18 protein-coding genes are annotated in these 25929 nt (G+C 69.5%); 13 read left to right on the top strand and 5 right to left on the bottom strand.

Annotated features, from left to right (window positions below; genetic code table 11):
- Window positions 1-28 precede the first annotated feature (28 nt).
- Window positions 29-2002 carry an autotransporter assembly complex protein TamA gene (locus tag IQ292_RS15405; protein WP_203311195.1) on the top strand — a complete coding sequence of 658 codons (1974 nt, stop codon included), beginning with the start codon at window positions 29-31 and terminating at the stop codon, window positions 2000-2002.
- Window positions 1999-6117 (top strand): translocation/assembly module TamB domain-containing protein, encoded by a 4119-nt coding sequence (locus IQ292_RS15400; RefSeq protein WP_203311194.1) that lies wholly within the window; start codon window positions 1999-2001, stop codon window positions 6115-6117. The genes IQ292_RS15405 and IQ292_RS15400 overlap by 4 nt, the downstream gene beginning before the upstream one ends.
- Here the strand turns inward: IQ292_RS15400 and IQ292_RS15395 are convergent.
- A complete protein-coding gene (locus IQ292_RS15395; protein ID WP_203311193.1) occupies window positions 6111-6656 on the bottom strand; it encodes a TetR/AcrR family transcriptional regulator in 546 nt (181 codons plus the stop codon). The two genes, IQ292_RS15400 and IQ292_RS15395, sit on opposite strands and share 7 nt — an antisense overlap.
- Before the next feature lie 57 nt (window positions 6657-6713).
- On the opposite strand from IQ292_RS15395, the gene IQ292_RS15390 reads away from it, so the two are divergent.
- Window positions 6714-7175 (top strand): monooxygenase family protein, encoded by a 462-nt coding sequence (locus IQ292_RS15390; RefSeq protein ID WP_203311192.1) that lies wholly within the window; start codon window positions 6714-6716, stop codon window positions 7173-7175.
- Window positions 7176-7179: 4 nt separating this feature from the next.
- On the opposite strand, the gene IQ292_RS15385 is transcribed toward IQ292_RS15390, so the two are convergent.
- Entirely contained in the window at window positions 7180-8604 is a 1425-nt protein-coding gene (locus IQ292_RS15385) for an aldehyde dehydrogenase family protein (RefSeq protein ID WP_203311191.1), read from the bottom strand.
- Between the two features lie 112 nt (window positions 8605-8716).
- Here IQ292_RS15385 and IQ292_RS15380 point away from each other — a divergent pair, with 112 nt between their 5' ends.
- The 7 genes from IQ292_RS15380 to IQ292_RS15350 all read left to right on the top strand — a co-directional run bounded on the left by IQ292_RS15380 (window position 8717) and on the right by IQ292_RS15350 (window position 18252).
- A complete protein-coding gene (locus IQ292_RS15380) occupies window positions 8717-9691 on the top strand; it encodes a quinone oxidoreductase family protein (RefSeq protein ID WP_203311190.1) in 975 nt (324 codons plus the stop codon).
- 171 nt (window positions 9692-9862) lie between these two features.
- The gene (locus IQ292_RS15375; protein WP_203311189.1) at window positions 9863-13237 is read left to right on the top strand and encodes a glycosyltransferase; all 3375 of its coding nucleotides are present in this window, start codon (window positions 9863-9865) and stop codon (window positions 13235-13237) included.
- A gap of 126 nt (window positions 13238-13363) precedes the next feature.
- Window positions 13364-14425, top strand: coding sequence for an aspartate-semialdehyde dehydrogenase (locus IQ292_RS15370; RefSeq protein ID WP_203311188.1), 1062 nt, complete (start codon window positions 13364-13366; stop codon window positions 14423-14425).
- Window positions 14422-14868: a GFA family protein gene (locus IQ292_RS15365; RefSeq protein ID WP_203311187.1), complete on the top strand. Its 447-nt coding sequence runs from the start codon at window positions 14422-14424 to the stop codon at window positions 14866-14868. The genes IQ292_RS15370 and IQ292_RS15365 overlap by 4 nt, the downstream gene beginning before the upstream one ends.
- A gap of 116 nt (window positions 14869-14984) precedes the next feature.
- On the top strand, window positions 14985-15677 hold the full coding sequence (locus IQ292_RS15360; RefSeq protein WP_203311288.1) for an alpha/beta fold hydrolase: 693 nt from the start codon (window positions 14985-14987) through the stop codon (window positions 15675-15677).
- Window positions 15678-15733: 56 nt separating this feature from the next.
- On the top strand, window positions 15734-17551 hold the full coding sequence (locus tag IQ292_RS15355) for a M2 family metallopeptidase (RefSeq protein WP_203311186.1): 1818 nt from the start codon (window positions 15734-15736) through the stop codon (window positions 17549-17551).
- Window positions 17545-18252, top strand: a complete 708-nt coding sequence (locus IQ292_RS15350; protein ID WP_203311185.1) for an SIMPL domain-containing protein — start codon at window positions 17545-17547, stop codon at window positions 18250-18252. The genes IQ292_RS15355 and IQ292_RS15350 overlap by 7 nt, the downstream gene beginning before the upstream one ends.
- A gap of 85 nt (window positions 18253-18337) precedes the next feature.
- On the opposite strand, the gene IQ292_RS15345 is transcribed toward IQ292_RS15350, so the two are convergent.
- From IQ292_RS15345 to IQ292_RS15335, 3 genes are all read right to left on the bottom strand, one after another.
- Window positions 18338-18913 carry a hypothetical protein gene (locus IQ292_RS15345; RefSeq protein ID WP_203311184.1) on the bottom strand — a complete coding sequence of 192 codons (576 nt, stop codon included), beginning with the start codon at window positions 18911-18913 and terminating at the stop codon, window positions 18338-18340.
- Window positions 18914-19026: 113 nt separating this feature from the next.
- Window positions 19027-20463, bottom strand: coding sequence for an AMP nucleosidase (locus IQ292_RS15340; RefSeq protein ID WP_203311183.1), 1437 nt, complete (start codon window positions 20461-20463; stop codon window positions 19027-19029).
- Window positions 20464-20650: 187 nt separating this feature from the next.
- Window positions 20651-21130, bottom strand: a complete 480-nt coding sequence (locus IQ292_RS15335; RefSeq protein ID WP_203311182.1) for a peroxiredoxin — start codon at window positions 21128-21130, stop codon at window positions 20651-20653.
- A gap of 107 nt (window positions 21131-21237) precedes the next feature.
- Here IQ292_RS15335 and IQ292_RS15330 point away from each other — a divergent pair, with 107 nt between their 5' ends.
- From IQ292_RS15330 to IQ292_RS15320, 3 genes are all read left to right on the top strand, one after another.
- Window positions 21238-21798: a YqgE/AlgH family protein gene (locus tag IQ292_RS15330; protein WP_203311181.1), complete on the top strand. Its 561-nt coding sequence runs from the start codon at window positions 21238-21240 to the stop codon at window positions 21796-21798.
- A 125-nt stretch (window positions 21799-21923) separates the two neighbouring features.
- On the top strand, window positions 21924-23342 hold the full coding sequence (gene ahcY / locus IQ292_RS15325; RefSeq protein ID WP_203311180.1) for an adenosylhomocysteinase: 1419 nt from the start codon (window positions 21924-21926) through the stop codon (window positions 23340-23342).
- A gap of 206 nt (window positions 23343-23548) precedes the next feature.
- The gene (locus IQ292_RS15320) at window positions 23549-25897 is read left to right on the top strand and encodes a PAS domain-containing sensor histidine kinase (protein ID WP_238941144.1); all 2349 of its coding nucleotides are present in this window, start codon (window positions 23549-23551) and stop codon (window positions 25895-25897) included.
- The last annotated feature ends 32 nt before the right edge of the window (window positions 25898-25929 follow it).

Genomic DNA, 25929 nt, shown 5'->3' with positions numbered 1-25929 from the left:
CGCGTCGCGGGGCGCTACAGACCATGGCATGACGGCGCGCTTTGGGTGGTTCGGGCTGAGCGCGACTGCCGCGGTTCTCCTTTCCGGGCAGGCATGTGCGCAGACGGCGCCGCCCGTCGCCGTGCCGCCGACGGACGATCCGGTGCCGCTCGATCCCAATGCACCGCTCGCGCCGATGCCCGACATCGGCGTCGCCTGGCCCGATCTCGGTACCGGGGCGGGCGCACCGGCGGCCGGCGCAGCGGCGACGACGACGCGAACCGACGATGCGGGGGCGGAGCGGCGCTATGGCTGGCGGATCGACGGCATCGACGCGGTCGAAACGCCGCTGCTGCGCCGCCGCTTCGCGCAATTGTCGACGCTCGACGCCAATGACGGGACCGCCGCCAATGCCGCGCAGCTCGACCGGCGCGCGCGCGAGGATGCCGAACTGTTGACCACCCTGCTGCGCGGCGAGGGCTATTATGATGCGCGCGTCGCGACCCGGATCGAGCCGGGCGACAAGCCTGTCGTCGTGCTGTCGGCGGAGCCGGGGCAGCTCTATCGGTTCAGCGGCGTCACCGTCGCCGGGCTGGTGGGCGCGGGCGCGCAGGCGGCGCCGCTCCGCCAGGCGTTCGGGGTCAAGCCGGACGACCCGGTCAATGCCGATACGGTCGTGGCGGGGCAGGCCAGGCTGAAGACGGATCTGTCGCGGCAGGGATTTCCCTTCGCCGAGGTCGGTGCGCCGGAACTGGTCGTCGACCATGCGACGCGGACGGCGACGCTCGATCTTCCCGTCACGACGGGGACCGAGCGGCGGTTCGGCCGGATCGTCGCGCTGCCCGGCAACCGGGTTTTCGGAATGGACCATGTGGCGGAGATCGCGCGCTTCTCTCCCGGCCAGCGCTACGACGCGGCGTCGCTGGACGATCTGCGCCGCGCGCTGATCCAGACCGGCCTTGTCTCGTCGGTAGAGGTGAAGCCGATCGACAGCGCCGCCGATCCCACGACAGTCGACGTCGGCGTCAAGCTGGAGCCGGCGCCGCCTCACACGATCGCGGGCGAGCTGGGCTATGGCACGGGCGAAGGCGCGCGGGCGGAGCTGAGCTGGACGCACCGCAACCTCTTCCCGCCCGAAGGCGGACTGACTCTGCGCAGCGTGCTCGGCACCCAGGAGCAGCTCGGCAGCATCGTCTTTCGCCGCAATAATTTCGAGGGTCGCGACCGCGTCCTCACCGCCGAATTCGCCGCCGCGCATACCGTGCGCAACGCCTATGACGCCAAGACCTTCTCGCTGTCGGGCAATCTGGAACGGCAGACCAACATCTTCTTCCAGAAGGCCTGGACCTGGTCTTTCGGCGCGGAACTGCTCGCCTCCGACGAACGCGACGTCATCGCCGCGACCGGGCAGCCGCGGCGGCGCACCTTCTTCATCGGCGCGCTGCCGACCAGCCTCAACTACGACGGTTCGGACGACCTGCTCAACCCGACGCGCGGTTTCCGTCTGGGCGGCCGCGTCAGCCCCGAGCTGTCGCTGCAGGGCGCGGTATTCGGCTATACCCGCGTCCAGCTGGACGGCAGCGCCTATCATCCGCTGACCGACGGCGTCGTGCTGGCGGGCCGGATACGGCTGGGATCGATCCTGGGCGCGCCGCGCGACCAGATCGCGCCGTCGCGGCGCTTCTACGCGGGGGGCGGCGCGTCGGTGCGCGGCTACGGCTATCAGGCGATCGGACCGCGCGACGTCAACAACGACCCGATCGGCGGCCGGAGCCTCGCCGAATTCTCGATCGAAACCCGCGTCAGGGTGAAGGGGAATTTCGGCATCGTGCCGTTTCTCGACGGCGGCAACATCTACACCAGCGCGCTGCCGGGGCTGAGCCGCTTCCAATATGGAGCCGGGATCGGCGCGCGTTACTATTCGAACTTCGGCCCGATCCGCCTCGACCTCGGCACGCCGCTCAATCCGCAGAAGGGCGACAGCCGCGTCGCGGTCTACGTCTCGCTGGGGCAGGCGTTTTGAGGCGCGCCTGGCGCTGGATCGCGGGGCTGCTGGCCGCGCTGCTGCTCGTCGTCGGCGTGGCCTTGGTCGTCGTCGACAGCGATGTCGGCCATCGCTGGGTCGCGACGCGGATCGGCACGATCCGCACGGCCAACGGCCTCCGCTTCGCGATCGGGCGGATCGACGGCTCGCTCTACGGGCGCAGCCGGTTGCGCGACGTGCGCGTCTACGATCTCGACGGGCTGCTGGTACAGGCGCCGGAGGCGACGCTCGACTGGCGTCCCTTGGCATGGTTGCGCAACCGACTCGACATTCGGGCGCTGATCGTACCGCAGGCGACGATGTTCCATGCACCGCGCACGCGACCCGGCGCCAAGGGCGGTCCGGTCCTGCCCGGCTTCGATATCCGCATCGGCCGCCTCGCTGTCGCGCGGCTGATGCTGGCGAAGCCGGTCCTCGGCAGCGCCCGTACCGGTCGGATCGAGGGGGATGCCGATGTCCGCGACGGTCGCGTGCGCGTCGCCCTCGATGCAGCCGTCGCGGGGACCGACCGCTTGCATGTGCGCATCGACGCGGAACCCGATCGCGACCGCTTCGACCTTGACGTGAAGGCGGCGGGCGCGCGCGGGGGCGTGCTCGCGCGCAGCCTCGCCCGCGGGCGTGCCGTCGCGGTCGCGATCGACGGAGACGGCAGCTGGACGCGCTGGCGCGGCCGGGCGGTCGCGCGTACGGCGGCGGCGCAGATCGCGGACCTGAAGCTCGCCGCCGATGCGGGGCGCTACCGCCTTGGCGGGCGCATCGCGCCCTCGTCGCTGCTCACCGGCAAGGCCCAGAGGCTGACCGCGCCGTCGGTCCGTGTCACGGGCGATGCGACCCTGGTGGCGCGACGTCTCGACGGGCGGCTGAGCCTCGCCAGCGCGGCGCTGACCGCGAATGCGACCGGCGGCATCGATCTGGCAGCGTCGGCGTGGCGGGGCGTCCGCATCCGGGCGCGCCTGCTGCGGCCGTCGGCGCTGTTTCCCAACATGAGCGGGCGCGACATCGTCGCCCGCGCGATCCTCGACGGCGGCTTCGCGGCGCCGCGGCTGGACTTCCGCGTCGCCGGTGCGCGGGTCGCGTTCGACCGGACGGGGTTCGAATCCGTCTATCTGGCCGGCGGCGGGCGGCTCGGTGCCAGCCCCGCGCGCCTCGTCGCGCGCTTCGCCGCCCGCCAGGTGACCGGCATCGGTGCCGTCGCTGGGGGGATCCTGCGCAACCTGTCGGTCGACGGACCCCTGCTGGTCACGTCGCGGCTGTTGCGCGGCGACGCGCTGAGGCTGCGGTCCGACCGGCTGCAGGGGCGGATCATGCTGGCGCTCGACCTGACCAACGGCCGCTACGAGGTCGGGCTGGTCGGCGCGCTGGGCCGCTATCTGATCCCCGGACTCGGCGTGGTGGACGTGCGGTCGTCGCTCCGCGTCGTCCCCGGGCCGGGCGGACACGGCACCCGGGTCGTCGGGCGGGGCAGCGCGGACGTGCTGCGGCTCGACAACGCCTTCTTCCGCACGCTTGCGGGGGGGCTGCCGCATCTGACCAGCGCGATCGAGCGGACCCCCGACGGCATCCTGCATTTCACCGACCTGCGACTGTCGTCGCCGCTGCTGCAACTGCGTGGCACGGGGTACCGCCGTCGCGACGGCAGCTTCCATGTCGAGGCAAGCGGCCGTCACCAACGCTACGGCCCCGTCCAGCTCAAGCTGGACGGCAGGATCGAACGGCCTGCGATCGACCTGCTGCTCCAGTCGCCGGCACCGGCGCTCGGCCTGGCGAACGTCCGGGCCCATCTCGATCCCACGCCCGACGGCTTCACCTTCGGCGCCAACGGCGGATCACGGCTCGGGGCCTTCGCGACGCATGGTGCGATCCTGCTCCCCAAGGGCGGACAGGCCGCGATCGACATCGGTGACCTGACGATCGGCGCGACCGTGGCGCGGGGACGGCTGACCATCGTGCCCGGCGGCTTCGACGGTCGCCTCGCGGTCGCCGGCGGCGGGTTGGATGGGGGGCTGCGCTTCCGTCCCGTCGGTGACAATCAGGGCATCGCCGCGACGCTGGACGCACGCGACGCGCGGTTCGCGGGTGCGACGCTCCGCCGCGGGCACCTGGAGGCGAACCTCGTCCTCGATCCCGCCGGCACGACGATCGACGCGACGGCGACCGGGCAGGGCCTGCGGCAGGGGCGGCTCGTCCTCGCCCGCTTTGCCGGCAATGCGCAGCTGCGCGACGGCACGGGCACGATCAAGGGAACGCTCGCGGGGTCGCGGGGTCGTGGCTTCGACATCCATCTGTCCGCCGACGTCGCGCCCGACCGCTATGCGATCGCCGCGGAAGGCAGCGTGGACCGGCGCCCCTTGCGGCTGCTGTCGCCGGCGGTGCTGACGCGCGACGACGACGCATGGTCGCTCGCCCCGACCCGGCTGAGCTTCGCGGGGGGCACGGCCAGCATCGGCGGACGCTTCGCCTCGCAGGCGCTCACGCTGGATGCGACGCTTTCGGCGATGCCGCTTGCGATCCTCGACATCGGCTATCCGGGGCTGGGGCTCAGCGGACAGGCGTCGGGATCGCTGCGCTACGCGGACAGCGCGGACGGGCCGCCCACGGGCCGCGCCGACCTGACGATCCGCGGCCTCAGCCGCGCCGGCCTGATATTGTCGTCTCGACCGATCGATGTCGGGCTCGCCGCCGCCCTGTCGGCCGACCGGCTGGGCGTGCGCGCGGTGATGGCGGCCGACGGTCGGACGATCGGGCGGGCACAGGCGCTGGTGAAGCCGCTGGGCAGCGGCGATCTGCTGACGCGCGTGACGCATGCGCCGCTGTTCGCGCAACTTCGCTACCAGGGGCCGGCCGACACGTTGTGGCGGCTGACGGGCGTCGAACTGTTCGACCTGTCGGGACCCGTCGCGATCGGCGCCGATGTCGGCGGCAGCCTGGTTGCGCCGTCGATCCGCGGCGCGATGCAGGCCAATGGCGCGCGCATCGAAAGCGCGACGACGGGCACGGTGCTGACCGGCGTGCAGGCGGCGGGTCGCTTCGCGGGGTCACGGCTGCGCATCGACCGCTTCGCCGCGGATGCCGGCAAGGGCGGGCGCGTCACCGGCACCGGCAGTTTCGACTTCGGTACCGGCCAGGGCGTCGGCCTCGATCTCGCTTTGCAGGCGGATCATGCGGTGATGATCGCGCGCGACGATATCGGCGCGACCGTCACGGGCCCGCTGACCTTCACGTCGGACGGCAGGGGCGGGCGGATCGCCGGCGAGGTCGTGCTGAACCGCAGCCGATACCGGCTGGGGCAGGCCAGCGCAGCGGCGGCCCTGCCGCAGCTCAACATCCGCGAGATCAACCTGCCGGGCGGCGGCGGGGACGAGGACGAGGCGCCGTCGACACCGTGGACGCTCGCGATCAAGGCGCATGCCCCTGGCAGCATGCTCGTCAGCGGCCTGGGTCTGTCGAGCGAATGGGGAGCGGACCTGACGATCGGCGGCCAGCCGAACAATCCGGCGATCACGGGGCAGGCGACGCTGATCCGCGGAGACTATGAATTTGCGGGGCGCGAATTCACCCTGCAGCGCGGCATCATCCGCTTCGGCGGCGAGGTGCCGGCGAACCCCGCCCTCGATATCGCAGCGGATGCGAACACGACCGGCCTCAATGCCTCGATCCGGGTAACGGGAACCGCGCTGAAGCCCGAGATCGGCTTCACCAGCACCCCCGCGCTGCCGCAGGACGAGCTACTGTCGCGTCTGCTGTTCAGCACCTCGATCACCAACCTGTCGGCGCCCGAGGCGTTGCAGCTCGCCGCCGCGGTGGCGGCGTTGCAGAACGGCGGCAACGGGCTCAACCCGATCAATGCGGTGCGCCGCGCGGCGGGTCTAGACCGGCTGCGCATCCTGCCCGCCGATCGCCAGACGGGGCAGGGTACGTCGATCGCGGCGGGCAAATATGTGACGCGGCGATTCTATGCCGAGATCGTCACCGACGGGCAGGGCTATTCCGCGACCCAGGTGGAATTCCAGGTGACGCGCTGGCTGTCGCTGCTGTCGAGCATCTCGACGCTGGGCCGGCAGAGCGTGAACGTGCGCGTGTCGAAGGATTACTGAACGATACCGGCGACGAGGATGCGCAGCGCCGCCTCGTCGCCGGCCGCGTCGCGCGGCTGTCGCCCGTCGAGCGCCAGCGTGGCGAGGCCATGCACCAGCCCCCAGCACGCGAGCGTCGCCGCTTCGGCCGCCGCGGCATCGTTCACCATGCCGGCGACCCGCTGCGAGAGCACGGTGAAGCCGCTGGCCTTGCAGGCCGCGTCGATCGTCGCCTCGGCGGGGCCGGCGAACATCAGCCGGAACAGCGCCGGGCGGGCACACGCGAAGGCGATATAGGCCAGTCCCTGTGCGATCAGCGCCTCGCGCGGTGACCCGGCTGCATCCGCCTCCAGCAGCCGCTCGCGCAGCAAGGCAAAGCCGCGTTCGGCCGCCGCGCCGAGCAGCGCCGCCTTGTCGGCGAAATGCCGGTAGGGTGCCATGGCGGAAACGCCCGCGGCGCGCGCCACCGCCCGCAGGCTGAGATCGCCTGTTCCCGTCTCGAGCAGGACGAGCGCCGCGTCGACAAGGGTGGTGCGCAGGCCATTGTCCGCCGGATCCATGTTTACACCGTAAACGTCAGATGGTAGTTTACGTTGTAAACATGATGGAGACTCGAAATGCAAGCGCAGCGAACGACCGTCGACCTGACCGCCTATCCCGATCTGATGGTGGTCATGCTGGGATTCCGGCTGCGCGGCCTGCGCGCCATCCCTGCGATGATGGCGATCGGCAAGGGGCTGGGCGAGATCGCGCGGCGGCACCCCGATGGACTGTTGCATCACGAAGGCTTCCTGTTCGGGTGGAATCATGTCGGCATACGCCAATATTGGCGCGATCCGGCCGCACTCGCCGCCTTCACGCGAAGCGAACCGCACGGCGGATGGTGGCGCAGCTTCCTGCGCAATCCGAGACAGGCGGGATTCTGGCATGAAGCGTACAGCATGCGCGGCGGGATGGAGGCGATCTACGTCAACATGCCCGAAGGCACCGACATCGGCATGACGGGTTTCGCACCCGCGCGCGACGCCGGCGGCGCCTTCATGACCGCCGCCGGACGGATGGCGGCGGCGCGGGGCTGAAGGATCAGGCGGGTTCGCCGATGATCGTCTTCACCTCCATGAAGTCGGCGATGCCGAATTTGCCGCCCTCGCGGCCGTTGCCCGACTGCTTGTAGCCGCCGAAGGGGGCGCCGGGCGCGGGGGACCAGCTGTTGATCGTGACCAGCCCGGCGCGCAGCCGCGGCGCGACCTGCGCCGCCGCGGCGGGATCGCCGGAGATGGCGGCGGACAGGCCGTAGTCGGTGTCGTTTGCGAGCCGCACGCCCTCGTCCAGGTCGCGGTAGCGCGTGATCGTCGCGACCGGGCCGAACGTCTCCTCGCGGGCGATGCGCATGTCGGGCGTCACGTCCGCGAACAGCGTCGGGCGGATGTAATAGCCCGCGTTGCGCCCGTCGGGACGGCCAGGGCCGCCGGCAACCAAGGTCGCGCCTTCGTCGATCGCGGACTGGATCAGCCCCTGGATCTTGTCGAATTGCGCCCTGTTGACGACCGGGCCGATATGCGCGCCCGCCTCCGCGGGATCGCCGACCGCGACGCCGTCGAAGATGGCCTTGGCAATCCCCGTCGCCTCCGCCACCTGGCTGTCGTGGACGAGCAGGCGGGTCGGCGCGATGCAGCTCTGCCCGGAGTTGGCCAGCACGCCCTGCAGCGTCGGCGGCAGCGTGGCGGCGAGGTCTGCCCCCTCCAGCACGAGGTTCGGCGCCTTGCCGCCCAATTCCTGGTGCACGCGCTTGACCGTCGCCGCGGCAGCCTGCGCCACGGCGATACCGGCCCGCGTGGAGCCGGTGAAGCTGACCATGTCGACGTCGCGGTGCCGCGACAGCGCCGCGCCGACCCCCGGTCCATCGCCGTTGACGAGGTTGAACACGCCCGCCGGCACCCCCGCCTCGTGCAGGATGTCGGCAAGGATCATCGCGCAGCGGGGCGCTTCCTCCGACGGTTTCAGCACCATCGTGTCGCCCGCCGCGAGCGCCGGCGCGACCTTCGCGCAGATCTGGTTGAGGGGCCAGTTCCATGGCGTGATCATCGCGACGACGCCCAGCGGTTCATGCACCACGCGCGCCTTGCCGATCCGCTCCTCGAACGGAAAGGCACGCAGCGCCTTGGCGGTGGCCAGAAAATGGCCGAGGCCGGCGGGAACCTGGCCGCCCGCGGCAAAGGCGATGGGCGCGCCCATCTCCTCGCTGATCGCCTTGGCGAGATCCGCCGTGCGCGCCTTCATGCCCTCCGCGATCCGGTCGAGCAGCGCGGCGCGTGTCTCGACGTCCGTTCGCGCATAGTCTTCGAAGGCGCGGCGCGCGGCGGCCACGGCGCGGTCGACATCCGCGTCGCTGCCCAGAGTGATCTCCGTGACGGGCTGTTCGGTGGCGGGGTCGATCACCGCATGCGGACGGCCGCCGTCGCTATCGACCCAGGCGCCGTCGATGAAATGCTGAAGATGCCGGTGCATGTCTCACTCCCGATCGGTTATCCCGGTCAGACTGATCGTCGGCGAGACGGGTTGCAACCGGAAACGGGCGCGGACGTTCGCGGCTCGCGATCACCGGAAGAAAGGCAGGGATATGGAACGCGTCGCACGCATCGACCGCACCGGCGGACCCGAGGTGATCCAGTGGATCGATGTCGACCTGCCACCGCCCGCGGCGGGCGAGGTACGCATGCGGCATCGCGCCGTCGGCCTGAACTATATCGACACCTATCACCGCAGCGGCGTCTATCCGGTGGAATTGCCGGCCGGACTGGGCAGCGAAGCCGCCGGCATCGTCGAGGCGGTGGGCGAGGGCGTGCAGGGGTTCGCGGTGGGCGATCGCGTCGCCACCTTCGGTCCGGCGCGCGGCGCCTATGCGACCGCGCGCAACCTGCCGGCGGCGCAGCTCATCCACCTTCCCGACGAGGTCGACGCCCGTACCGCCGCCGCCCTGATGCTGAAGGGCTGCACGGTCGAATGCCTGGTCGAACGGTGCGCGCGCGTCCAACCCGACCAGACCGTGCTGGTCTGGGCGGCGGCCGGCGGAGTCGGTCAGCTGCTCACCGGATGGCTCAAGGCGATCGGTGCCAAGGTGATCGGTGTCGCCGGCTCGTCGGACAAGATGGCGCATGCCCGCGCCGCGGGCGCGGACCATGTCCTCGACCATCGGCACGAGGACATCGCCGCGCGTGTCCGCGAACTGACGGAGGGGAAGGGCGTCGCGGTCGTGTTCGACGGCGTTGGCCAGGCGAGCTGGGACGCGTCGCTCGCGGCGGCGGCACGGCGCGGGCTGATCGTCAGCTACGGCAATGCCGGCGGCGCCGTGACCGGCGTCCAGCTGGCGACGCTGGCCGCCAAGGGATCGCTGTTCGTCACGCGACCGACGCTGTTCGATTATTATGTCACCCCCGAGGAGCGGCAACACGGCGTCGGCCGCGTCTTCGCGATGCTGCGCCAGGGTGCGATCCGCCCGCAGATCGGCCAGACCTTCCCCCTGGAACGCGCCGCCGACGCGCACCGCGCGCTGGAGGCCGGCGAAACGCGCGGCAGCACAGTCCTGCTGCCCTAGGCGGTCGGCTGCCCCCATCCGGCCCTCACTGGCCGCGCAGGGGCGGGGGTAAGCGGGCGCGAGGGGCGTGGGCGGGGCGGGCGTCCGGGCCGTCGCGGTCGTTATTGTTGCGCCGCCGTCTTGATCCGATCCGGGCGAAGCGGGCATGGAGGGCGCCGGAGTTCCTGATCGATGTCGCAAGCCCCCATATTCTATGACGCAAGCGGCCGGCGCAAACGTCGCTTCACGTTCGCGATCATCGCGTTCGTGCTGCTGGTCGTGCTGGCCGTGGCGGTCTTCGTGACGTCGATCGGGGCGGTGCCGGCCGCGCCGCTGCTGCCGGTGCAGGCGGAACGGGCGACGTTGCGCAAGCTGCCGCCGCCGCACGGCTTCCTCGGTCGGACCGAACGGAGCGTCGACTATTGGGCGCGTCGCCTGTTCGGGCAGGCGGGCGGCAAGGCGGCGGGCAGCGGAAACCCGTCGCTGGCGATCGGCTTCTATACCCCCTGGGATCAGTCGAGCACCGCGAGCCTTTCGCGCCACATCGACCAGCTCGACTGGGTCATCCCCGGCTGGATCTCGATCACCGGCCGCGACCACCACATCACGGTGTTCCGCGACACGGCCGGGCGCGAGGTGATCAATCGCGCTGCCCGCAGGCCGATCGTGACGCCGATGGTGCAGAACGTGCTGAACGGCGAATGGGACGGACCCGGGATCGCGGCGATGCTCGCCGATCCGAAGGCGCGGGGCGCCTTCCTCGACAAGCTCGTGCCCTGGCTCGCCCAGAACAACACCACAGGCGTCTTCTTCGATTTCGAGGAACTTCCGGCGTCGGCGCACGCCAATTATCGCGCCTTCCTGGCGGAAACGCAGCGCCGGTTCGCCCCGCGCGGGTGGACGGTGTCGATCGCCGCGCAGCTCGGCAATCCCGAATGGGATCTGCCCGCTTATGCCAAGGTGACCGACAAGATCTTCCTGATGGCCTATGACGAGCACGAGGTGAGCGGGCCGCCGGGACCGATCGCATCGCAGCAATGGTTCGCCCGCACGGTGGCCGATTCGGCGCGCGGCATTCCCAAGTCCAAGCTGGTCGTCGCCTTCGCCTCCTATGCCTATGACTGGCATGATGGCAGCGGCGACGCCCTCGACGTCGAGGAGGCCTGGCAGAATGCCTCCGACAGCGGCACGCGGCCCGCCTATGACCGGGCGAGCGGCAATACGAGCTTCGCCTATATGGAAGGCAACAGCCGGCACATCGTCTGGCTCGCCGACGCCGCCTCCGCCTATGACCAGTTGCTGCTGCTGCAGCGGGCCGGGGTGCGCAGCGTCGCGCTGTGGCGCCTCGGTTCCGAGGACCCGGGGGTCTGGTCGATCTTTGGGCGGACGCATCGCCAGCTGCCGATGCCGTCGGCGATCAACGCGGTACCGGCGGGCACCAACGTCGACATCGAAGGCAATGGCGAGATCCTGAAGATCGCCGCCGAGCCCGTTGCCGGCGCACGGCGCGCGATCGCCGGGCCAGACGGCCGCATCGCAGACGTGATCTTCGACCGGATGCCGTCACCCTATGTCGTGGAACGGACCGGCTATCGGCCCGGGCTGCTCGCGCTGACCTTCGACGACGGTCCGGACCCGAAATGGACGCCGCAGATCCTCGACGTGCTGAAGCGGGAACATGCGCCCGGCACCTTCTTCATGGTGGGCGAGAACGCGCTGACGCAGCGATCCCTGCTGCTGCGCATGATCTCCGAGGGGCATGAGATCGGCAGCCACACCTATACCCATCCCAATCTGGCGACGGTCGGCCCGGCCCAGGTGCGCTTCGAGCTGAACGCCAACCAGCGGCTGTTCCAGGCGTTCACCGGCCGGTCGCTGCGGCTCTTCCGCGCACCGTATTTCGGCGACGCGGAGCCGAGCACCGCGGACGAGATCGCGCCCGCGCTGATGGCGCAGCGCCGCGGCTATATCTCCGTCGGCCTCCACGTCGACCCGGACGACTGGAAGCGGCCGGGCACGCAGGAGATCATCGACCGCACGATCGACAAGATCGTCAACGGACCCAAGGTCTGCGACGACGAGTCCGACGCGAACTGCAGTCGCAACATCATCCTGCTGCACGACGCGGGCGGCAACCGGCAGGAGACCGTGGAGGCGTTGCCCGTCATCATCGAGCGTCTGCGCGCGCTCGGCTACCATTTCGTGCCGGTCTCCACGCTCGCTGGCCTGTCGCGCAACCAGTCGATGCCGCCGATCTCGGCGAGCGATCAGCTCGCGGCCCGCGCCGACCTCGCGCTGTTCTCGACGCTGGGCGGGCTGGTCATCGCGCTGCGCTGGCTGTTCGGCATCGCCATCACCGTCGGGATCCTGCGCGCGGTGACCTTGTCCGCACTGGCCCTGATCCAGGCGCGGCGCGAGGGACGCGAGGTCTTCCCGCCGATCGACCCGGCGCGCTTCGTCACGGTGATGATCCCCGCCTATAACGAGGAACGCGTGATCGAGCGCGCGGTGCGCGGCGTGCTGGCCTCCACGGACGTCGAGATCGAGGTGATCGTCATCGACGACGGGTCGAAGGATGCGACCAGCGCGATCGTCGCCCAGGCGTTCGGCGACGATCCCCGCGTCAGGCTGCTGACGCTCGAGAACGGCGGCAAGGCGCGGGCGCTCAACCGCGGCCTGGAGCTGGCCCGTGGCGAGATCGTCATCGCGCTCGACGCCGATACTCAGTTCGAGCCTGCGACGATCGCGCGGCTCGCCCGCTGGTTCGGCGATCCGGCGCTCGGCGCCGTCGCGGGCAATGCGAAGGTCGGCAACCGCGTCAACGTCGTCACCAAGTGGCAGGCGCTCGAATATATCACCGCGCAGAACCTGGAACGGCGCGCGCTCGCGCGGCTCGATGCGATCACGGTGGTGCCCGGTGCGGTCGGCGCCTGGCGCCTCGCGGCGATCCGCAGCGTCGGCGGCTATCCCGACGACACGCTCGCGGAGGATCAGGACCTGACGATCGCGATCCAGCGTGCGGGGTGGAAGGTTCGGTACGATCAATATGCCGTCGCCTGGACCGAAGCGCCCGAGAGCTTCCGCGCTCTCGCCAAGCAGCGCTTCCGCTGGGCCTATGGCACGCTGCAATGCCTGTGGAAGCATCGCAGCGCGATCGGCGGCTCGCGCCCGCGCGGGCTCGGCTGGATCGGTCTGCCGCAGGCGATCGTGTTCCAGGTGCTGCTCGCGGCGATCTCCCCGATCATCGATCTGGCGCTCCTGGTCAGCTTCGTCTTCACCTGGTTCGACGTGCAGGCGCACGGCTGGGCGCAGACCAGCCACGACATCTACACGATGCTGACCTTCTGGGCGGTGTTCACGACGATCGACCTGCTCGCCGCCACGATCGCCTTCGCGCTGGAACGGCGCGAGCGGTGGCGGCTGCTGTGGCTGTTGATCCCGCAGCGCGTCGGCTATCGCCAGGTGATGTACTATGTCGTGCTGAAGGCGATCGCCCAGGCATTGCGCGGGCCGATGGTCGGCTGGGGCAAGCTCCAGCGCACCGGGCGGGTGCAGGCGGCTCGCTAACCTGCGATCCGGCAAAGCTGGATCGCAGGCGGATAAAGCGCTGCTTCGCCGCGCATCAAACGGAAACGTGTTGCCCGCTTTGGCGCAATGACGCTACGGGCGCGCTTCGCATGCGGAAGGAAGGTCATGGGGTATCGGGTCGTCGTCGCGGGTGCGACGGGCAATGTCGGGCGTGAGATGGTCAACATCCTCGCCGAGCGCGAGTTTCCGGCGGACGAGATCGCGGTGCTTGCCTCCTCGCGATCGGTGGGGGACGTCATCGACTATGGCGAGACCGGCAAGAAGCTGACGGTCAAGAACATCGAGCATTTCGATCCCGCTGGCTGGGACATCGCCCTGTTCGCGATCGGTAGCGAGGCGACCAAGGTCTATGCGCCCAAGTTCGCCGCCGCCGGCTGCACCGTGATCGACAATTCGTCGCTGTACCGGATGGATCCCGACGTGCCGCTGATCGTGCCGGAGGTGAATGCCGCCGCGATCGACGGCTACAAGGCCAAGAACATCATCGCCAATCCGAATTGCTCGACGGCGCAGATGGTCGTCGCGCTGAAGCCGTTGCACGACGCCGCGACGATCAAGCGCGTCGTGGTCGCGACCTATCAGTCGGTCTCCGGCGCGGGCAAGGTCGGCATGGACGAACTGTTCGAGCAGAGCCGCAACATCTTCGTCGGCGATCCGGCGGAGCCCAAGAAGTTCACCAAGCAGATCGCCTTCAACGTCATTCCGCACATCGACAGCTTCCTCGACGACGGCTCGACCAAGGAAGAGTGGAAGATGGTCGTCGAGACCAAGAAGATCCTCGACCCGAAGATCAAGGTCACCGCCACCTGCGTACGCGTGCCGGTGTTCGTCGGCCATTCGGAGGCGATCAACATCGAATTCGCCGACGAGATCAGCGCCGAGCAGGCGAAGTCGATCCTGCGCGAGGCGCCGGGCATCATGCTGATCGACAAGCACGAGGACGGCGGATACGTCACGCCCATCGAAAGCGCCGGCGACGATGCCACCTTCGTCAGCCGCGTGCGCGAGGACCCGACGGTCGAGAACGGCCTGTCTCTCTGGTGCGTCAGCGACAATCTTCGCAAGGGCGCCGCACTCAACGCGGTGCAGATCGCCGAGCTGCTCGGCCGGCGCCACCTCAAGAAGGGTGACAGTGCGCTGATCGGCGCGGAGGACGACGGGGAATGATCGCAGGCGGCTGTCGGTGCGGCGCGGTCCGGTACACGATCGCCCGCGACGACCTGCCACGCAGCTATGCTTGTCACTGCCACGTCTGCCAGCGGTGGACGGGCAGCGCATTCAGCCAGAGCGTGATCGTCGCGGAGTCGACGCTGGCGGTCGACGGCCCGATTGTCGTCTACGAGCACGTAACCGAGGATCGCGTTTCGACGCAGCGGGTGTGCGGCACCTGCCACGCCCGCATATACAATACCAACACGCGGCGGCCCGGCTATGCGGTGGTCCGCGCGGGCACGCTCGATCGATCGGAAGAGCTCGTCTGCGTTGCACACATCTTCACCGCGTATCGCCAGCGATGGGTTACGATCCCCGCCGACGTGCCGAGCTGGGCCGAAGCGCCCGAGCCGGATACGTTCGGGCGCTTACTCGCGGGGCAGACGGCGGCGCGCTGACGCGTTAGGGCGGCTTGATATCCTTCAGCCGAAACGGGACGCCGCGCGTGACCTCGACCACCACCGAACCCCAGACCTTCGCCAGCTTCGACGGCGCCCGTATCGCCTGGCGGGAAATGGGGGAGGGGCGGCCGGTGGTGCTGATCCACGGCTATTTCTCGACCGCGGAGGTCAATTGGATCAAATACGGCCACGCCGCGCGCCTCGCGTCGCGGGGCTTTCGCGTCATCATGCCCGACCTGCGCGGGCATGGCGCGAGTGACAAACCGCACGATCCCGCCGCCTATCCGGCCGACGCGCTGATGCGCGACGGGTTGGCGCTGGTCGCGTATCTGGGACTGACCGATTACGACCTCGGCGGCTATTCGCTGGGCGGCCGCACGACGATGCGGATGCTCGCCAACGGTGCGACGCCGCGGCGGGCGATCATCGCTGGCATGGGTCTCGACGGCATCCTGCGTACCGCCGGTCGCGGCAGCTATTTCCGCAGCGTGCTGACCAACCTCGGCAGCTTCGCGCGCGGCACGCCCGAATGGCTGACGGAGGCGTTCCTGAAGACGACCGGCGGCGATCCGGTGGCGTTGCTCAACGTCCTCGAAACCTTCGTCGATACGCCGATCGAGACGGTGCGCGGCATCGCCGTGCCGACCGCGATCGTAACCGGCGTCGACGACGACGACAACGGATCGGGCGCCGCTCTGGCCGAGGCGATGCCGCATGCGCGCTTCCACGAAATCCCCGGCAACCACATGAGCGCGGTGACGAAGCCGGAACTGGGCGAGGTCATCGCCGACGTCCTCGCGGCTTGACCGCGGGGGTTCGCCCCGGCCATCCTTCGGCAACGATAGAACCGAAGGGGCTTTCAATGTTGCGCACCGCCATATCCTCCCTCGCGCTCGCCGTGGCGCTGGTCGCGTCGCCCGCGCTGGCCCAGCAGCAGGGCAAGCCGACCGCCGCGGAGGCGGACGCCTGGGTCGCGGGGGTCGAGAAAGAGGCGGCGGCCATGTCGGTCGACGCCAGCCGCGTCTCCTGGGTCAACGCCACCTACATCACCGACGACACGGACGCCCTCGCGGCGAAGTCGGGCGCGGAGATGACGGAGAAGGCGGTCGAATGGGCGAAGGGCGCGGCACGCTTCAACGGTACGCCGGGCCTCTCCTTCGACACGAAGCGCAAGCTCGACCTGCTGAAGAACGGCGTCGGCCTTCCCGCGCCGACGACGCCCGGCGCCGCGGACGAACTGGCAACGATCACCACGCGCATGTCGTCGCGCTACGGCAAGGGCAAGGGGACGCTGGGCGGCCAGCCGATCAACGGCTCCGACATCGAGGCGGCGATGGGCACGACGCGCGATCCCGCCAAGCTGCGGGAGATGTGGGTCAGCTGGAACGACAACGTCGGCGCGCCGCAGCGCAAGGACTATGCGCGGATGACCGCCATATCGAACGCGGGCGCGAAGGAACTGGGCTTCGCCGACGTCGGCGCGATGTGGCGTTCGGGCTACGACATGACGCCCGAGCAGTTCGCGCAGCTGACCGACAAGATCTGGGCGGAGGTCGAGCCGCTGTACACGTCGCTGCACACCTATGTGCGCTGGAAGCTCAACGCCAAATATGGCGATGCCGTCCAGTCGAAGACGGGGCCGATCCGCGCGGACCTGCTGGGCAACATGTGGGCGCAGGAATGGGGCAATATCTACGACCTCGTCGCGCCGCCGGGGGCGGGCGACCTTGGCTATGACACGGGCGAATTGCTGAAGGCGAAGGGCTACGACCCGGTGCGCATGGTCAAGCAGGGCGAGGCTTTCTATTCCTCGCTCGGTTTCGCGCCGCTGCCCGAGACCTTCTGGCAGCGCTCGCAGATCGTCAAGCCGCGCGACCGCGAGGTGATCTGCCACGCCAGCGCCTGGGATATCGACAGCGTCGACGACATCCGGATCAAGATGTGCACCAAGGTGAATGGGGACGATTTCGTCACCATCCATCACGAACTGGGGCATAATTACTATCAGCGCGCCTACAAGGCGCAGCCGTTCCTGTACAAGGGTGGCGCCAATGACGGGTTCCACGAGGCGATCGGCGACACCGTCGCGCTGTCGATCACCCCGGACTATCTCGTCAACATCGGGTTGCTCCAGCCGGCGCAGGTGCCGAGCGCGGACAAGGATATCGGGCTGCTGCTGCGCCAGGCGATGGACAAGGTGGCGTTCCTGCCCTTCGGCCTGCTCGTCGACAAATGGCGCTGGGGCGTCTTCTCCGGCCAGATTCCCGAGGGCCAGTATCAGGCGGGCTGGGATGCGCTGCGGCTGAAGTACCAGGGCGTGGTGCCCCCCGTCGCGCGCGACGAGAGCAAGTTCGACGCCGGCGCCAAATATCACATTCCGGCGACGGTGCCCTATGCCCGCTACTTCCTGGCGCGCGTGCTGCAGTTCCAGTTCTACAAGGCCGCCTGCCAGCAGGCTGGCTGGAAGGGGCCGCTGCACCGCTGCTCCTTCTACGGCAACAAGGCGGTCGGCGAAAAGCTGAACGCGATGCTCGCCATGGGCCAGTCGAAGCCCTGGCCGGACGCGCTGCAGGCGTTCACCGGCAGCCGCGAAATGTCCGGCAAGGCGATGATCGAATATTTCGCGCCGCTCAAGACGTGGCTCGACAAGCAGAACAAGGGCAAGCCGCAGGGATGGTGAGACGCTGGGCCTCGCTCGCGATCCCGGTTGCCATGGCGGCCTCCGCCAGCGCGCAGCAGGCGGTGCCGCTGCTCGCGCCGGGCGAGGCGCTGGTGCAGGTCAGCGCAACGGGCGAGGTGAAGGGGATTCCCGACATCGCCATTCTGGCGGTCGGGGTGTCGGCGGATGCCGCGACCAGCAAGGCCGCGCTGGCGGCCAATGCCGCAAAGGCGGATCGACTGGTCCAGGCGCTGCATGCGGCCGGCGTGGCGGATGCCGCGATGAAGACGAGCGACCTGTCGGTGCGGCCTCGACACCCCAGCGGCAAGGATGGGGAGGAGGGCGACGCGGTCATCGGCTATCGCGCGAGCAACCGGTTGTCGCTGCGCGTGCCGGTCGACCGTGCGGCGCGCGTGATCGATGCGCTCGGCGATGCGGGGGCAAGCGAGATCGACGGTCCGACCTTCGCCTTCGCCGACCCCGAACGACTGACCGGTCAGGCGCGCGACGCGGCGGTGCGGCAGGCGCAGCGGCGTGCGCGCGACTATGCCGACGCATTTGGGCTGAAGACGATGCGCGTCGTCCGCGTCAGCGAGCGCAGCGCGGACGTCGACGCGGCAAGCGACATCGTCGTCACCGGATCGCGCGTCAGCGCACCGGTGCGACCGGGGGAGCAAGCGGTACGGGTCACCGTTTGGGTCGACTATGCGATGACCCGATGACACCCGCGTCCGTGCGTCGCGCACGGGCGACGACGACGCGCTAACCCAGCGGCCGGCATAAGACGCCGTCCCCCTCCGTCAGCCATTATTCCGGTATCGTGTTCTCGTCTGCGATTCCGGCTTCGAACGACTTTGAGGCGTCCTGGCCGTCAGGCGTATGCGCGCCCTTGCCGCGCTTTGGCGCCGCCTTCGGCGTGCTGCCGCGCAGCGAAAGGAGTGCCGCGGCCGCCGCCGCACCCGCGGCGGCGACGCCGGCGCCGATCGCCGCGACGCCCCAGGTGCCGCCGACCTTGCCGGCGAGTCCCGTCGGCGCCGCCTTGGTTTCGGTCTTCCGCGACGGGCGGGGGGTGGGACGCTTCGCGGCGCGGGGCTTGGCGACGCGCGCCTTGGCGCCTTTGGCCGCTTCCGCCACCGCGCCCTCCGCCTTGGCAGCCGTCGCGCGCACGCGGCGCGTGGTCGCCTTGGCCGCACCCTCGACCGCCTTCTCGACCTTGTCGACCGTCGATGCGGGCGCGGCGGCCTTCGCGGCGGTGCGGCGGCGCGGCTTGGCCTCGCTCGCGGTCGTGCTCGTCGGACGCGCCGTGCTAGACTTGCGCGGCGCGCGGCGGCGCGGAGTGGTCGTGCCGGCCTCGGTCTTCGGCGTGTCGGTGTCGTCGGCCATGATGCGGCTCCCTGATGCGAAAACGGGTTTCGGTTCGCAGCCGTAACGCATCATCGCCACATGGTTTCCGGCCGCGCCAGCGACATGCCGAAAAACCAAAGTACGTGAAGGGCTTACCGGAAGGGCGGCTCGTCGAACGCGCGCAGCTTGCGGCTGTGCAGGCGATCGCCCTCGCGGCGCAGCTGCTCGCACGTTTCGATGCCGATCCGCATATGCTCGCTGATCGCCCGCTCGTAGAAGCGGTTCGCCTGTCCCGGCAGCTTGAGCTCGCCGTGCAGCGGCTTGTCCGAGACGCAGAGCAACGTGCCGTACGGCACGCGGAAGCGATAGCCCTGCGCGGCGATCGTCGCCGATTCCATGTCGATGCCGACCGCGCGGCTCAGCGAGAAGCGCAGCGCGGAGGCCGAGTAGCGCAATTCCCAGTTGCGGTCGTCGGTGGTGACGATCGTCCCGGTGCGCAGGCGCCGCTTGAGCTCCTCGCCCGACTGGCCGGAGATGATCTCCGACGCCTTGGCGAGCGCCTGCTGCACCTCGGCGATGGCGGGCACGGGGATCTCGGGGGGCAGGACGTCGTCGAGCACGTGATCGTCCCGCAGATAGGCGTGTGCCAGAACATAGTCGCCGATGCGCTGCGACGGGCGCAGGCCGCCGCAATGGCCGATCATCAGCCACGCCTCCGGCCGCATCACGGCGAGATGGTCGCAGATCGTCTTGGCGTTGGACGGGCCGACGCCGATGTTGACCAGCGTGATGCCGGTGCCGTCCGCCGCCATCAGGTGATAGGCGGGCATCTGGTGGCGGCGCCACGCGCTGTCGGTCACCAGCTTGTCGATGTCGTTCGGGCTGGTGATGACGATGTTGCCCGCGCCAGACAGGGCGGTGAAGCGCGAGCCTTCCCCGAGTTGCGACGCGCCCCAGCGGACGAATTCGTCGACGTAGCGGTGATAATTGGTGAACAGGACGAACCGCTGCGTATGTTCCGCCGGCGTGCCCATGTAGTGGCGCAGACGTGCCAGACTGAAGTCGGTGCGCAAGGCGTCGAACAGCGCGAGCGGCCGCGTGTCGCCGTCCGAGATCCACAGGCCGTCGGCGATCTCGTCACCGATATGCGACAGCTCGGTAGCCGGGAAATGCCGCGACAATTCGGTCGCCGACACCGTGTCGAGGCTGAGGGCATGGCCGGGATCGAGCACGTAGGGGAACGGGATCTCCTGTCGCCCCGGCAGCGCCTCCACGGTGACGTCGTAATCCTCGATCAGCAGGGTCAGCTGCTCGGTCAGATAGTCGGCGAACAGGCCAGGCTTGGTGACGCTGATCGTATAGGTGCCGGGCGAGACGAGACGGCCGAACGAACGGGCCGGCGTCGGCCGGTTCAGGTTCCCGGCATAATGCAGGCGGATGACGGGATAGGCGAAGCTGCCGTCGTGACGGCTTTCGGGCGAGGGCGGCGTGCCATCGGTGAGATAGGCGTTGAGCGCGGCCTGCAGGCGGTCGACGGAGGCGCGATAGAGGCGCTCGAGTTCGGAGACGATCTGGGATGCGGTTGACATCCCGGATGGTTACGCGCGGTCCGTGACGCTGGCAAGACGGACGGCGGGTGTCGTCCCGGCAAGCGGCCGTAGCGCGCGGCGCCGCGTCGGGTTGCGGCGGGGGCAGGGGGCAGGGGGCAGGCGCCGCGCTCGGCCACGCCCTCCCTGCCGGTTGCCGCCCGGCCTGACGAAGGCCGGGAGGCTGCGCTCACATTTCGCTCAGCAGATGCTCCGCGCTGCTCACCTTGAATTCGCCCGGCGCCTCGACGTGCAGCTGCTTCACGACGCCGTCCTCGACCAGCATCGCATAGCGTGCCGAGCGGGTACCCATGCCGAACTTGCTCGCGTCGATCGCCAGGCCCAGCGCCTCGGCGAAGGCGGCGTTGCCGTCGGCGAGCATCGTGATGCCTTCCGCCCCCGCGGTCTTCGACCAGGCGGCCATCACGAATGCGTCGTTGACCGAGGTGCAGGCGATTTCGTCGACGCCCTTGGCGAGGATCGCGTCCTTGTGCTCGACGAAGCCGGGCAGGTGGCGCGCCGAGCAGGTCGGGGTGAAGGCGCCCGGCACCGCGAACAGTGCGATCGTGCGACCGGCGAAATAGTCCTGGGACGAGACCGTGTCGGGCCCGTCGGGCGTGACCTTGACGAGCGGGATGGACGGGATCGTATCGCCGACGGAGATGGTCATGACAGGCCTCTTCGATAAGGAGGAAAGGGGAACCGGCGACTGGTCGGGCAAAGCGGTCGAGATTTCAACGTGGGATTTCGCGCCTGCGCGTCCTATGTTGCAGGGCGATGAAGGATCTCGCGTTTCTCACCGGCCAGTTCCTGCTGGCGACGCCGGGCATGATGGACCCGCGTTTCGCCCATGCGGTGATCGCGATGTGCTCGCATGACGCGGCGGGGGCATTGGGCATCGGGATCGGCGCGACGATCGACGGGCTCGGCCTGCACGACCTGCTCGACCAGTTCGATATCGATCACGGCGTCGCGCCGAACGTGCCGATCCACTTCGGCGGTCCCGTCGAATCGCGTCGCGGGTTCGTGCTGCATGCCACCGACTGGGGCGGGCAGGACACGGTCGACGTCGCCGGCCGCTGGGCGATGTCGAGCACCATCGACGTCCTGCGCGCCATCGCCGACGGCAGTGGCCCCAGCCGCTATCTCGTCGCGCTCGGCCATGCCGGCTGGGGCGCGGGGCAGCTGGAAGCCGAGCTCGCCCAACCGGGGTGGTTCAACGTAGCGGGCGACGACGAGCTGCTGTTCGGCACGGCCGCGGACCGGCGCTGGGCCGGCGCCTTCGCCAAGGCCGGGATCGATCCGCGGCTGCTCGTGGCGGACACCGGCACCGCCTAGGAACCCCCGCCGATCAGATATAAAGATATCTTTATATTTGATCTCGCGGGCGTGACGACGTACATGCGCGCGCATCCGGCACGGGGACGAGCCCCGCCGAACAACGCACGTTCAGGAGAATCCTCGTGGCCACCGCGCTCGCTACCGAGACCCACGATTACGTCATCAAGGACATCGGCCTCGCCGACTTCGGCCGCGCCGAGATCAAGATCGCCGAGACGGAAATGCCCGGCCTGATGGCGCTGCGCGAGGAATTCGGCGCGTCGCAGCCCCTGAAGGGCGCGCGCATCACCGGCTCGCTGCACATGACGATCCAGACCGCGGTGCTGATCGAGACCTTGGTCGCGCTTGGCGCCGATGTGCGCTGGGCGACCTGCAACATCTTCTCGACGCAGGATCATGCCGCCGCCGCCATCGCCGCCGCCGGCATTCCGGTCTTCGCGGTGAAGGGCGAGAGCCTGGCCGAATATTGGGACTATGTCGGCGACATCTTCGACTGGGACGACGGTAACGGCCAGACCGCCAACATCATCCTCGACGACGGCGGCGACGCCACGATGTTCGCGCTGTGGGGTGCGAAGCTCGAGGCCGGCCAGACGTTCGGCGAGCCCGAGAACGAGGAGGAAGTCGAGTTCCAGCGCTCGGTCAAGGCGTTCATCGCCAAGAAGCCGGGCTATCTGACCCAGACCGTCAAGAACCTGAAGGGCGTGTCGGAAGAGACGACCACGGGCGTCCACCGCCTGTACGAGATCGCGAAGAAGGGCGAGCTGCCGTTCCCGGCGATCAACGTGAACGATTCGGTGACCAAGTCGAAGTTCGACAACCTCTACGGCTGCAAGGAATCGCTGGTCGACGCGATCCGTCGCGCGACCGACGTGATGCTGGCCGGCAAGGTCGCCTGCGTCGCGGGCTTCGGCGACGTCGGCAAGGGCTCGGCGGCTTCGCTGCGCAACGGCGGCGCCCGCGTCCTCGTGACCGAGATCGATCCGATCTGCGCGCTGCAGGCGGCGATGGAGGGCTATGAAGTCGTGACGATGGACGAGGCGGTCAAGCGCGCCGACATCTTCTGCACCGCGACCGGCAATGCCGACGTCATCACCGCCGATCACATGAAGGCGATGAAGCCGATGGCGATCGTCTGCAACATCGGCCACTTCGACAGCGAGATCCAGATCGCCGCTCTGTCCAACTACAAGTGGACCGAAGTGAAGCCGGGCACCGACCTGGTCGAATTCCCGGACGGCAAGCAGATCATCGTCCTCGCCAAGGGGCGCCTGGTCAACCTCGGCTGCGCCACGGGTCACCCGTCGTTCGTGATGTCGGCGTCGTTCACCAACCAGACGCTGGCGCAGATCGAGCTGTGGACCAAGGGCGAGAACTACAAGAACGAAGTCTACGTCCTGCCCAAGCACCTCGACGAGAAGGTCGCGGCGCTGCACCTGGAGAAGCTGGGCGTGCAGCTGTCGAAGCTTTCCGACAAGCAGGCCAAGTACATCGGCGTGCCCGTCGAGGGGCCGTTCAAGCCGGATCATTATCGCTACTGATCGTCCTTGCGATCGGAACGGGAAGGGGCGGGGCCGCGAGGCGCCGCCCTTTTCGTCATGCGCCGCATTCCCGTTCGCACCGGCGGCAGGGGCAGGGGCATTGGGAAGGGCCGGGCGCGGGGACAGGTCATTGCCGCCCTCCCGCAATCCGTTCTACAGCTTGGCCGAAACAAGCGGCGCGACAGGCGAACCGTGAGGGGTAGGCGTTGATCCAGCTTTCGGTGATGGCGGCGGTCGTGGCGGGGGCGGTGCTTGCGCTGCTGATCGCAGGCGGCGGCTATGCGCTCTACCTCGGCTGGCGCTGGCGGGGAGAGGCCGCGGCGGCCGTCGCGCGCGTGCGCGAGTGGGAGGCTTTGCGCCAGGTATCCCCCGCGATGGCGATGCTGGTGCGCGCCGACGGGCGTGTCGAGATGCCGCCGCGCCTGGTCGACTGGTTCGGCTTGGCGAGCGCGCCGCGCTTTCTTCAGGATCTGACCGGGGACGGCGGCCTGCCGGAGGATGAGGCGGCGGCGCTCGCGAACGACGTCAAGGCCGCGCAGCGTGCCGGGCGGTCGTTCGTACGCGCGCTGCATCCGCAAGGATCGGGCCGCAGCATCACGGTGCGCGGGGCACGCGCGCCGGGCGATCTCGGCGCGACCGGCGCGGTCGTGCTGTGGACGCTCGACGCGACCGAGACGCAGGGTGAGATCGCGCGCCTTTCCGCGGAGGTCGACGAGCTGTCCGCGGCGTTCGACGCGCTGACCGGACTGATCGAGGCGGCGCCGTTGCCGATGTGGTATCGCGCGCCGGACTTCCGCCTCGCGATGGTCAACCGTGCCTATGTCCGCGCGGTGGAAGGCAAGGATGCCGCCGACGTCGTCGGCCGCGAGCTGGAGCTTGTCGAGGGATCGGGACGCGGCGGCCCGAAGGCGGGCGCGCGGCTGGCACGCGAGGAGGGCCGCCCGCAGGTGGCGACGCTGCCCGCGACGATCGGCGGCGAGCGGCGTGCCTTCCACGTCCACGACATCCCTCTGCCGACCGGCGGCGTCGCGGGCTATGCGGTCGATATCGAGGACCTCGAACAGTCACGGGCCGATGCAAAGAGGTTCGCCGAGGCGCAGCGCGCGATGCTCGATCGCCTGTCGGCGGGCGTGGCGCAATTCGGACCCGATCGCGGTCTGGTCTTCTGCAACCAGCCCTTCCGACGGATGTTCGCGATGCGGGCGGAATGGCTTGCGGATCGGCCCGAATTCGACCGCGTGCTGGAACGGATGCGCGAGGCGAGCCGCCTGCCGGAGGTGCGGGATTTCCCCGGCTGGAAGGCGGAGCGGCGGCAATGGTTCGTCCCCGGCGAGGATGCGGCGGAGGAGAATTGGCATCTGTCGGGCGGCGTGCACCTGCGCGTCGTCGCGCAGCCGCTGCCCGATGGCGGGCTGCTGCTCATCTTCGAGGATCGGACCGAGCAGGTGCAGCTGGCCAGCGCGCGCGACACGCTGCTGCGCGTGCGCACCGCGACCTTCGACAATCTGTTCGAGGCGCTGGCAGTGTTCGCGGCCGACGGCAAGCTGCAGCTGTGGAACAACCGGATGCGCACCGTGTGGGGCTTCGAGGAGGAGTTCCTCGCCGCGCACCCGCGCGTCGATGCCTTCGCGGAGGCGGCGGCCTCCCGTCTCGCGACGCCCAACCGCGCCGCGCTGATCCCCGAGCTGGTCCGCTCCGCCACCGCCGAACGGCAGCAGCGCGGCGGGCGCGTCGCCTTCGCCGACGGGCGGCATTTCGAGTTCGCCGCCGTGCCCCTGCCGGACGGCAATGCGCTGCTGACGATGCTCGACATCACCGACAGCCGCCGTGCCGAACAGGCGCTCCGCGAACGCGCCAATGCTCTGGAGGCGGCGGACAAGGTGAAGACGCAATTCGTCGCGAACATGAGCTACGAGTTGCGCACGCCGCTGACCTCGATCAGCGGCTTCGCGGAGATGCTGCACGGCGGCTATGCCGGCGCCCTATCCCCGCAAGGAGATCAGTATGTCCAGGCGATCCTGGATTCGGTCGAGCGGCTGGGGCTGCTGATCGACGACGTGCTCGACCTCACGCAGGGCGGCGACGAGGCGGAAATCGCGCGCGTCGACGTCGACCTCGCCGCGGTCGCGCGGCAGGCGGCGGAGACGATCCAGCCGGCGGCGAAGCGCCGCAAGCTCGACTTTGCGGTCGAGCTGGCGCGCTCGACCGGCCGGGTGACGGGCGATCCGAAGCGGCTGAAGGAAGTGGTCGAGCATCTGTTGCGCCATGCGGTCGCGTCGACGCCGGAGGGCGGCCGCATCCTGCTGCACGCCGACGGCAATGCGACGCGGGCGCGGATCGTCGTGTCCGACGACGGCTATGGCATGGACGCGCAGGCGGTGGCGCATGCCTTCGACCGGTTCGCCGAACCGGGTATGCAGCCGACGGGCGAGCGCGCGCTCGGCCTCGGCCTGCCGCTGGCAAGGCAGTTCGTCGAGGCGCATGGCGGCACGATCGAGCTGGTGTCCGAGCCGGGGCAGGGGACGCTGGTGACGGTGGAGTTGCCGCGGCGATGAAGCATCGCCGCGCAGGTCCTTGCCATGAAGAC

This window comes from Sphingomonas beigongshangi, assembly GCF_016820445.1.
GTDB lineage: Bacteria > Pseudomonadota > Alphaproteobacteria > Sphingomonadales > Sphingomonadaceae > Sphingomonas > Sphingomonas beigongshangi.
Note: the sequence above shows the minus strand (reverse complement) of the source record. Positions and strands in the feature narration are given on the sequence as shown.

What these genes read in the sequence shown, in the direction of transcription:
- IQ292_RS15370 (WP_203311188.1), top strand. Translation starts at nt 13,364, where the DNA reads ATGGGGTATCGGGTCGTCGTCGCGGGTGCGACGGGCAATGTCGGGCGT.
- IQ292_RS15390 (WP_203311192.1), top strand. Translation starts at nt 6,714, where the DNA reads ATGCAAGCGCAGCGAACGACCGTCGACCTGACCGCCTATCCCGATCTG.
- IQ292_RS15335 (WP_203311182.1), bottom strand. Translation starts at nt 21,130, where the DNA reads ATGACCATCTCCGTCGGCGATACGATCCCGTCCATCCCGCTCGTCAAG.
- IQ292_RS15340 (WP_203311183.1), bottom strand. Translation starts at nt 20,463, where the DNA reads ATGTCAACCGCATCCCAGATCGTCTCCGAACTCGAGCGCCTCTATCGC.
- IQ292_RS15365 (WP_203311187.1), top strand. Translation starts at nt 14,422, where the DNA reads ATGATCGCAGGCGGCTGTCGGTGCGGCGCGGTCCGGTACACGATCGCC.
- IQ292_RS15385 (WP_203311191.1), bottom strand. Translation starts at nt 8,604, where the DNA reads ATGCACCGGCATCTTCAGCATTTCATCGACGGCGCCTGGGTCGATAGC.
- IQ292_RS15330 (WP_203311181.1), top strand. Translation starts at nt 21,238, where the DNA reads ATGAAGGATCTCGCGTTTCTCACCGGCCAGTTCCTGCTGGCGACGCCG.
- IQ292_RS15375 (WP_203311189.1), top strand. Translation starts at nt 9,863, where the DNA reads ATGTCGCAAGCCCCCATATTCTATGACGCAAGCGGCCGGCGCAAACGT.
- IQ292_RS15395 (WP_203311193.1), bottom strand. Translation starts at nt 6,656, where the DNA reads ATGGATCCGGCGGACAATGGCCTGCGCACCACCCTTGTCGACGCGGCG.
- IQ292_RS15350 (WP_203311185.1), top strand. Translation starts at nt 17,545, where the DNA reads ATGGTGAGACGCTGGGCCTCGCTCGCGATCCCGGTTGCCATGGCGGCC.
- IQ292_RS15360 (WP_203311288.1), top strand. Translation starts at nt 14,985, where the DNA reads ATGGGGGAGGGGCGGCCGGTGGTGCTGATCCACGGCTATTTCTCGACC.
- IQ292_RS15345 (WP_203311184.1), bottom strand. Translation starts at nt 18,913, where the DNA reads ATGGCCGACGACACCGACACGCCGAAGACCGAGGCCGGCACGACCACT.
- IQ292_RS15405 (WP_203311195.1), top strand. Translation starts at nt 29, where the DNA reads ATGACGGCGCGCTTTGGGTGGTTCGGGCTGAGCGCGACTGCCGCGGTT.
- IQ292_RS15380 (WP_203311190.1), top strand. Translation starts at nt 8,717, where the DNA reads ATGGAACGCGTCGCACGCATCGACCGCACCGGCGGACCCGAGGTGATC.
- IQ292_RS15355 (WP_203311186.1), top strand. Translation starts at nt 15,734, where the DNA reads ATGTTGCGCACCGCCATATCCTCCCTCGCGCTCGCCGTGGCGCTGGTC.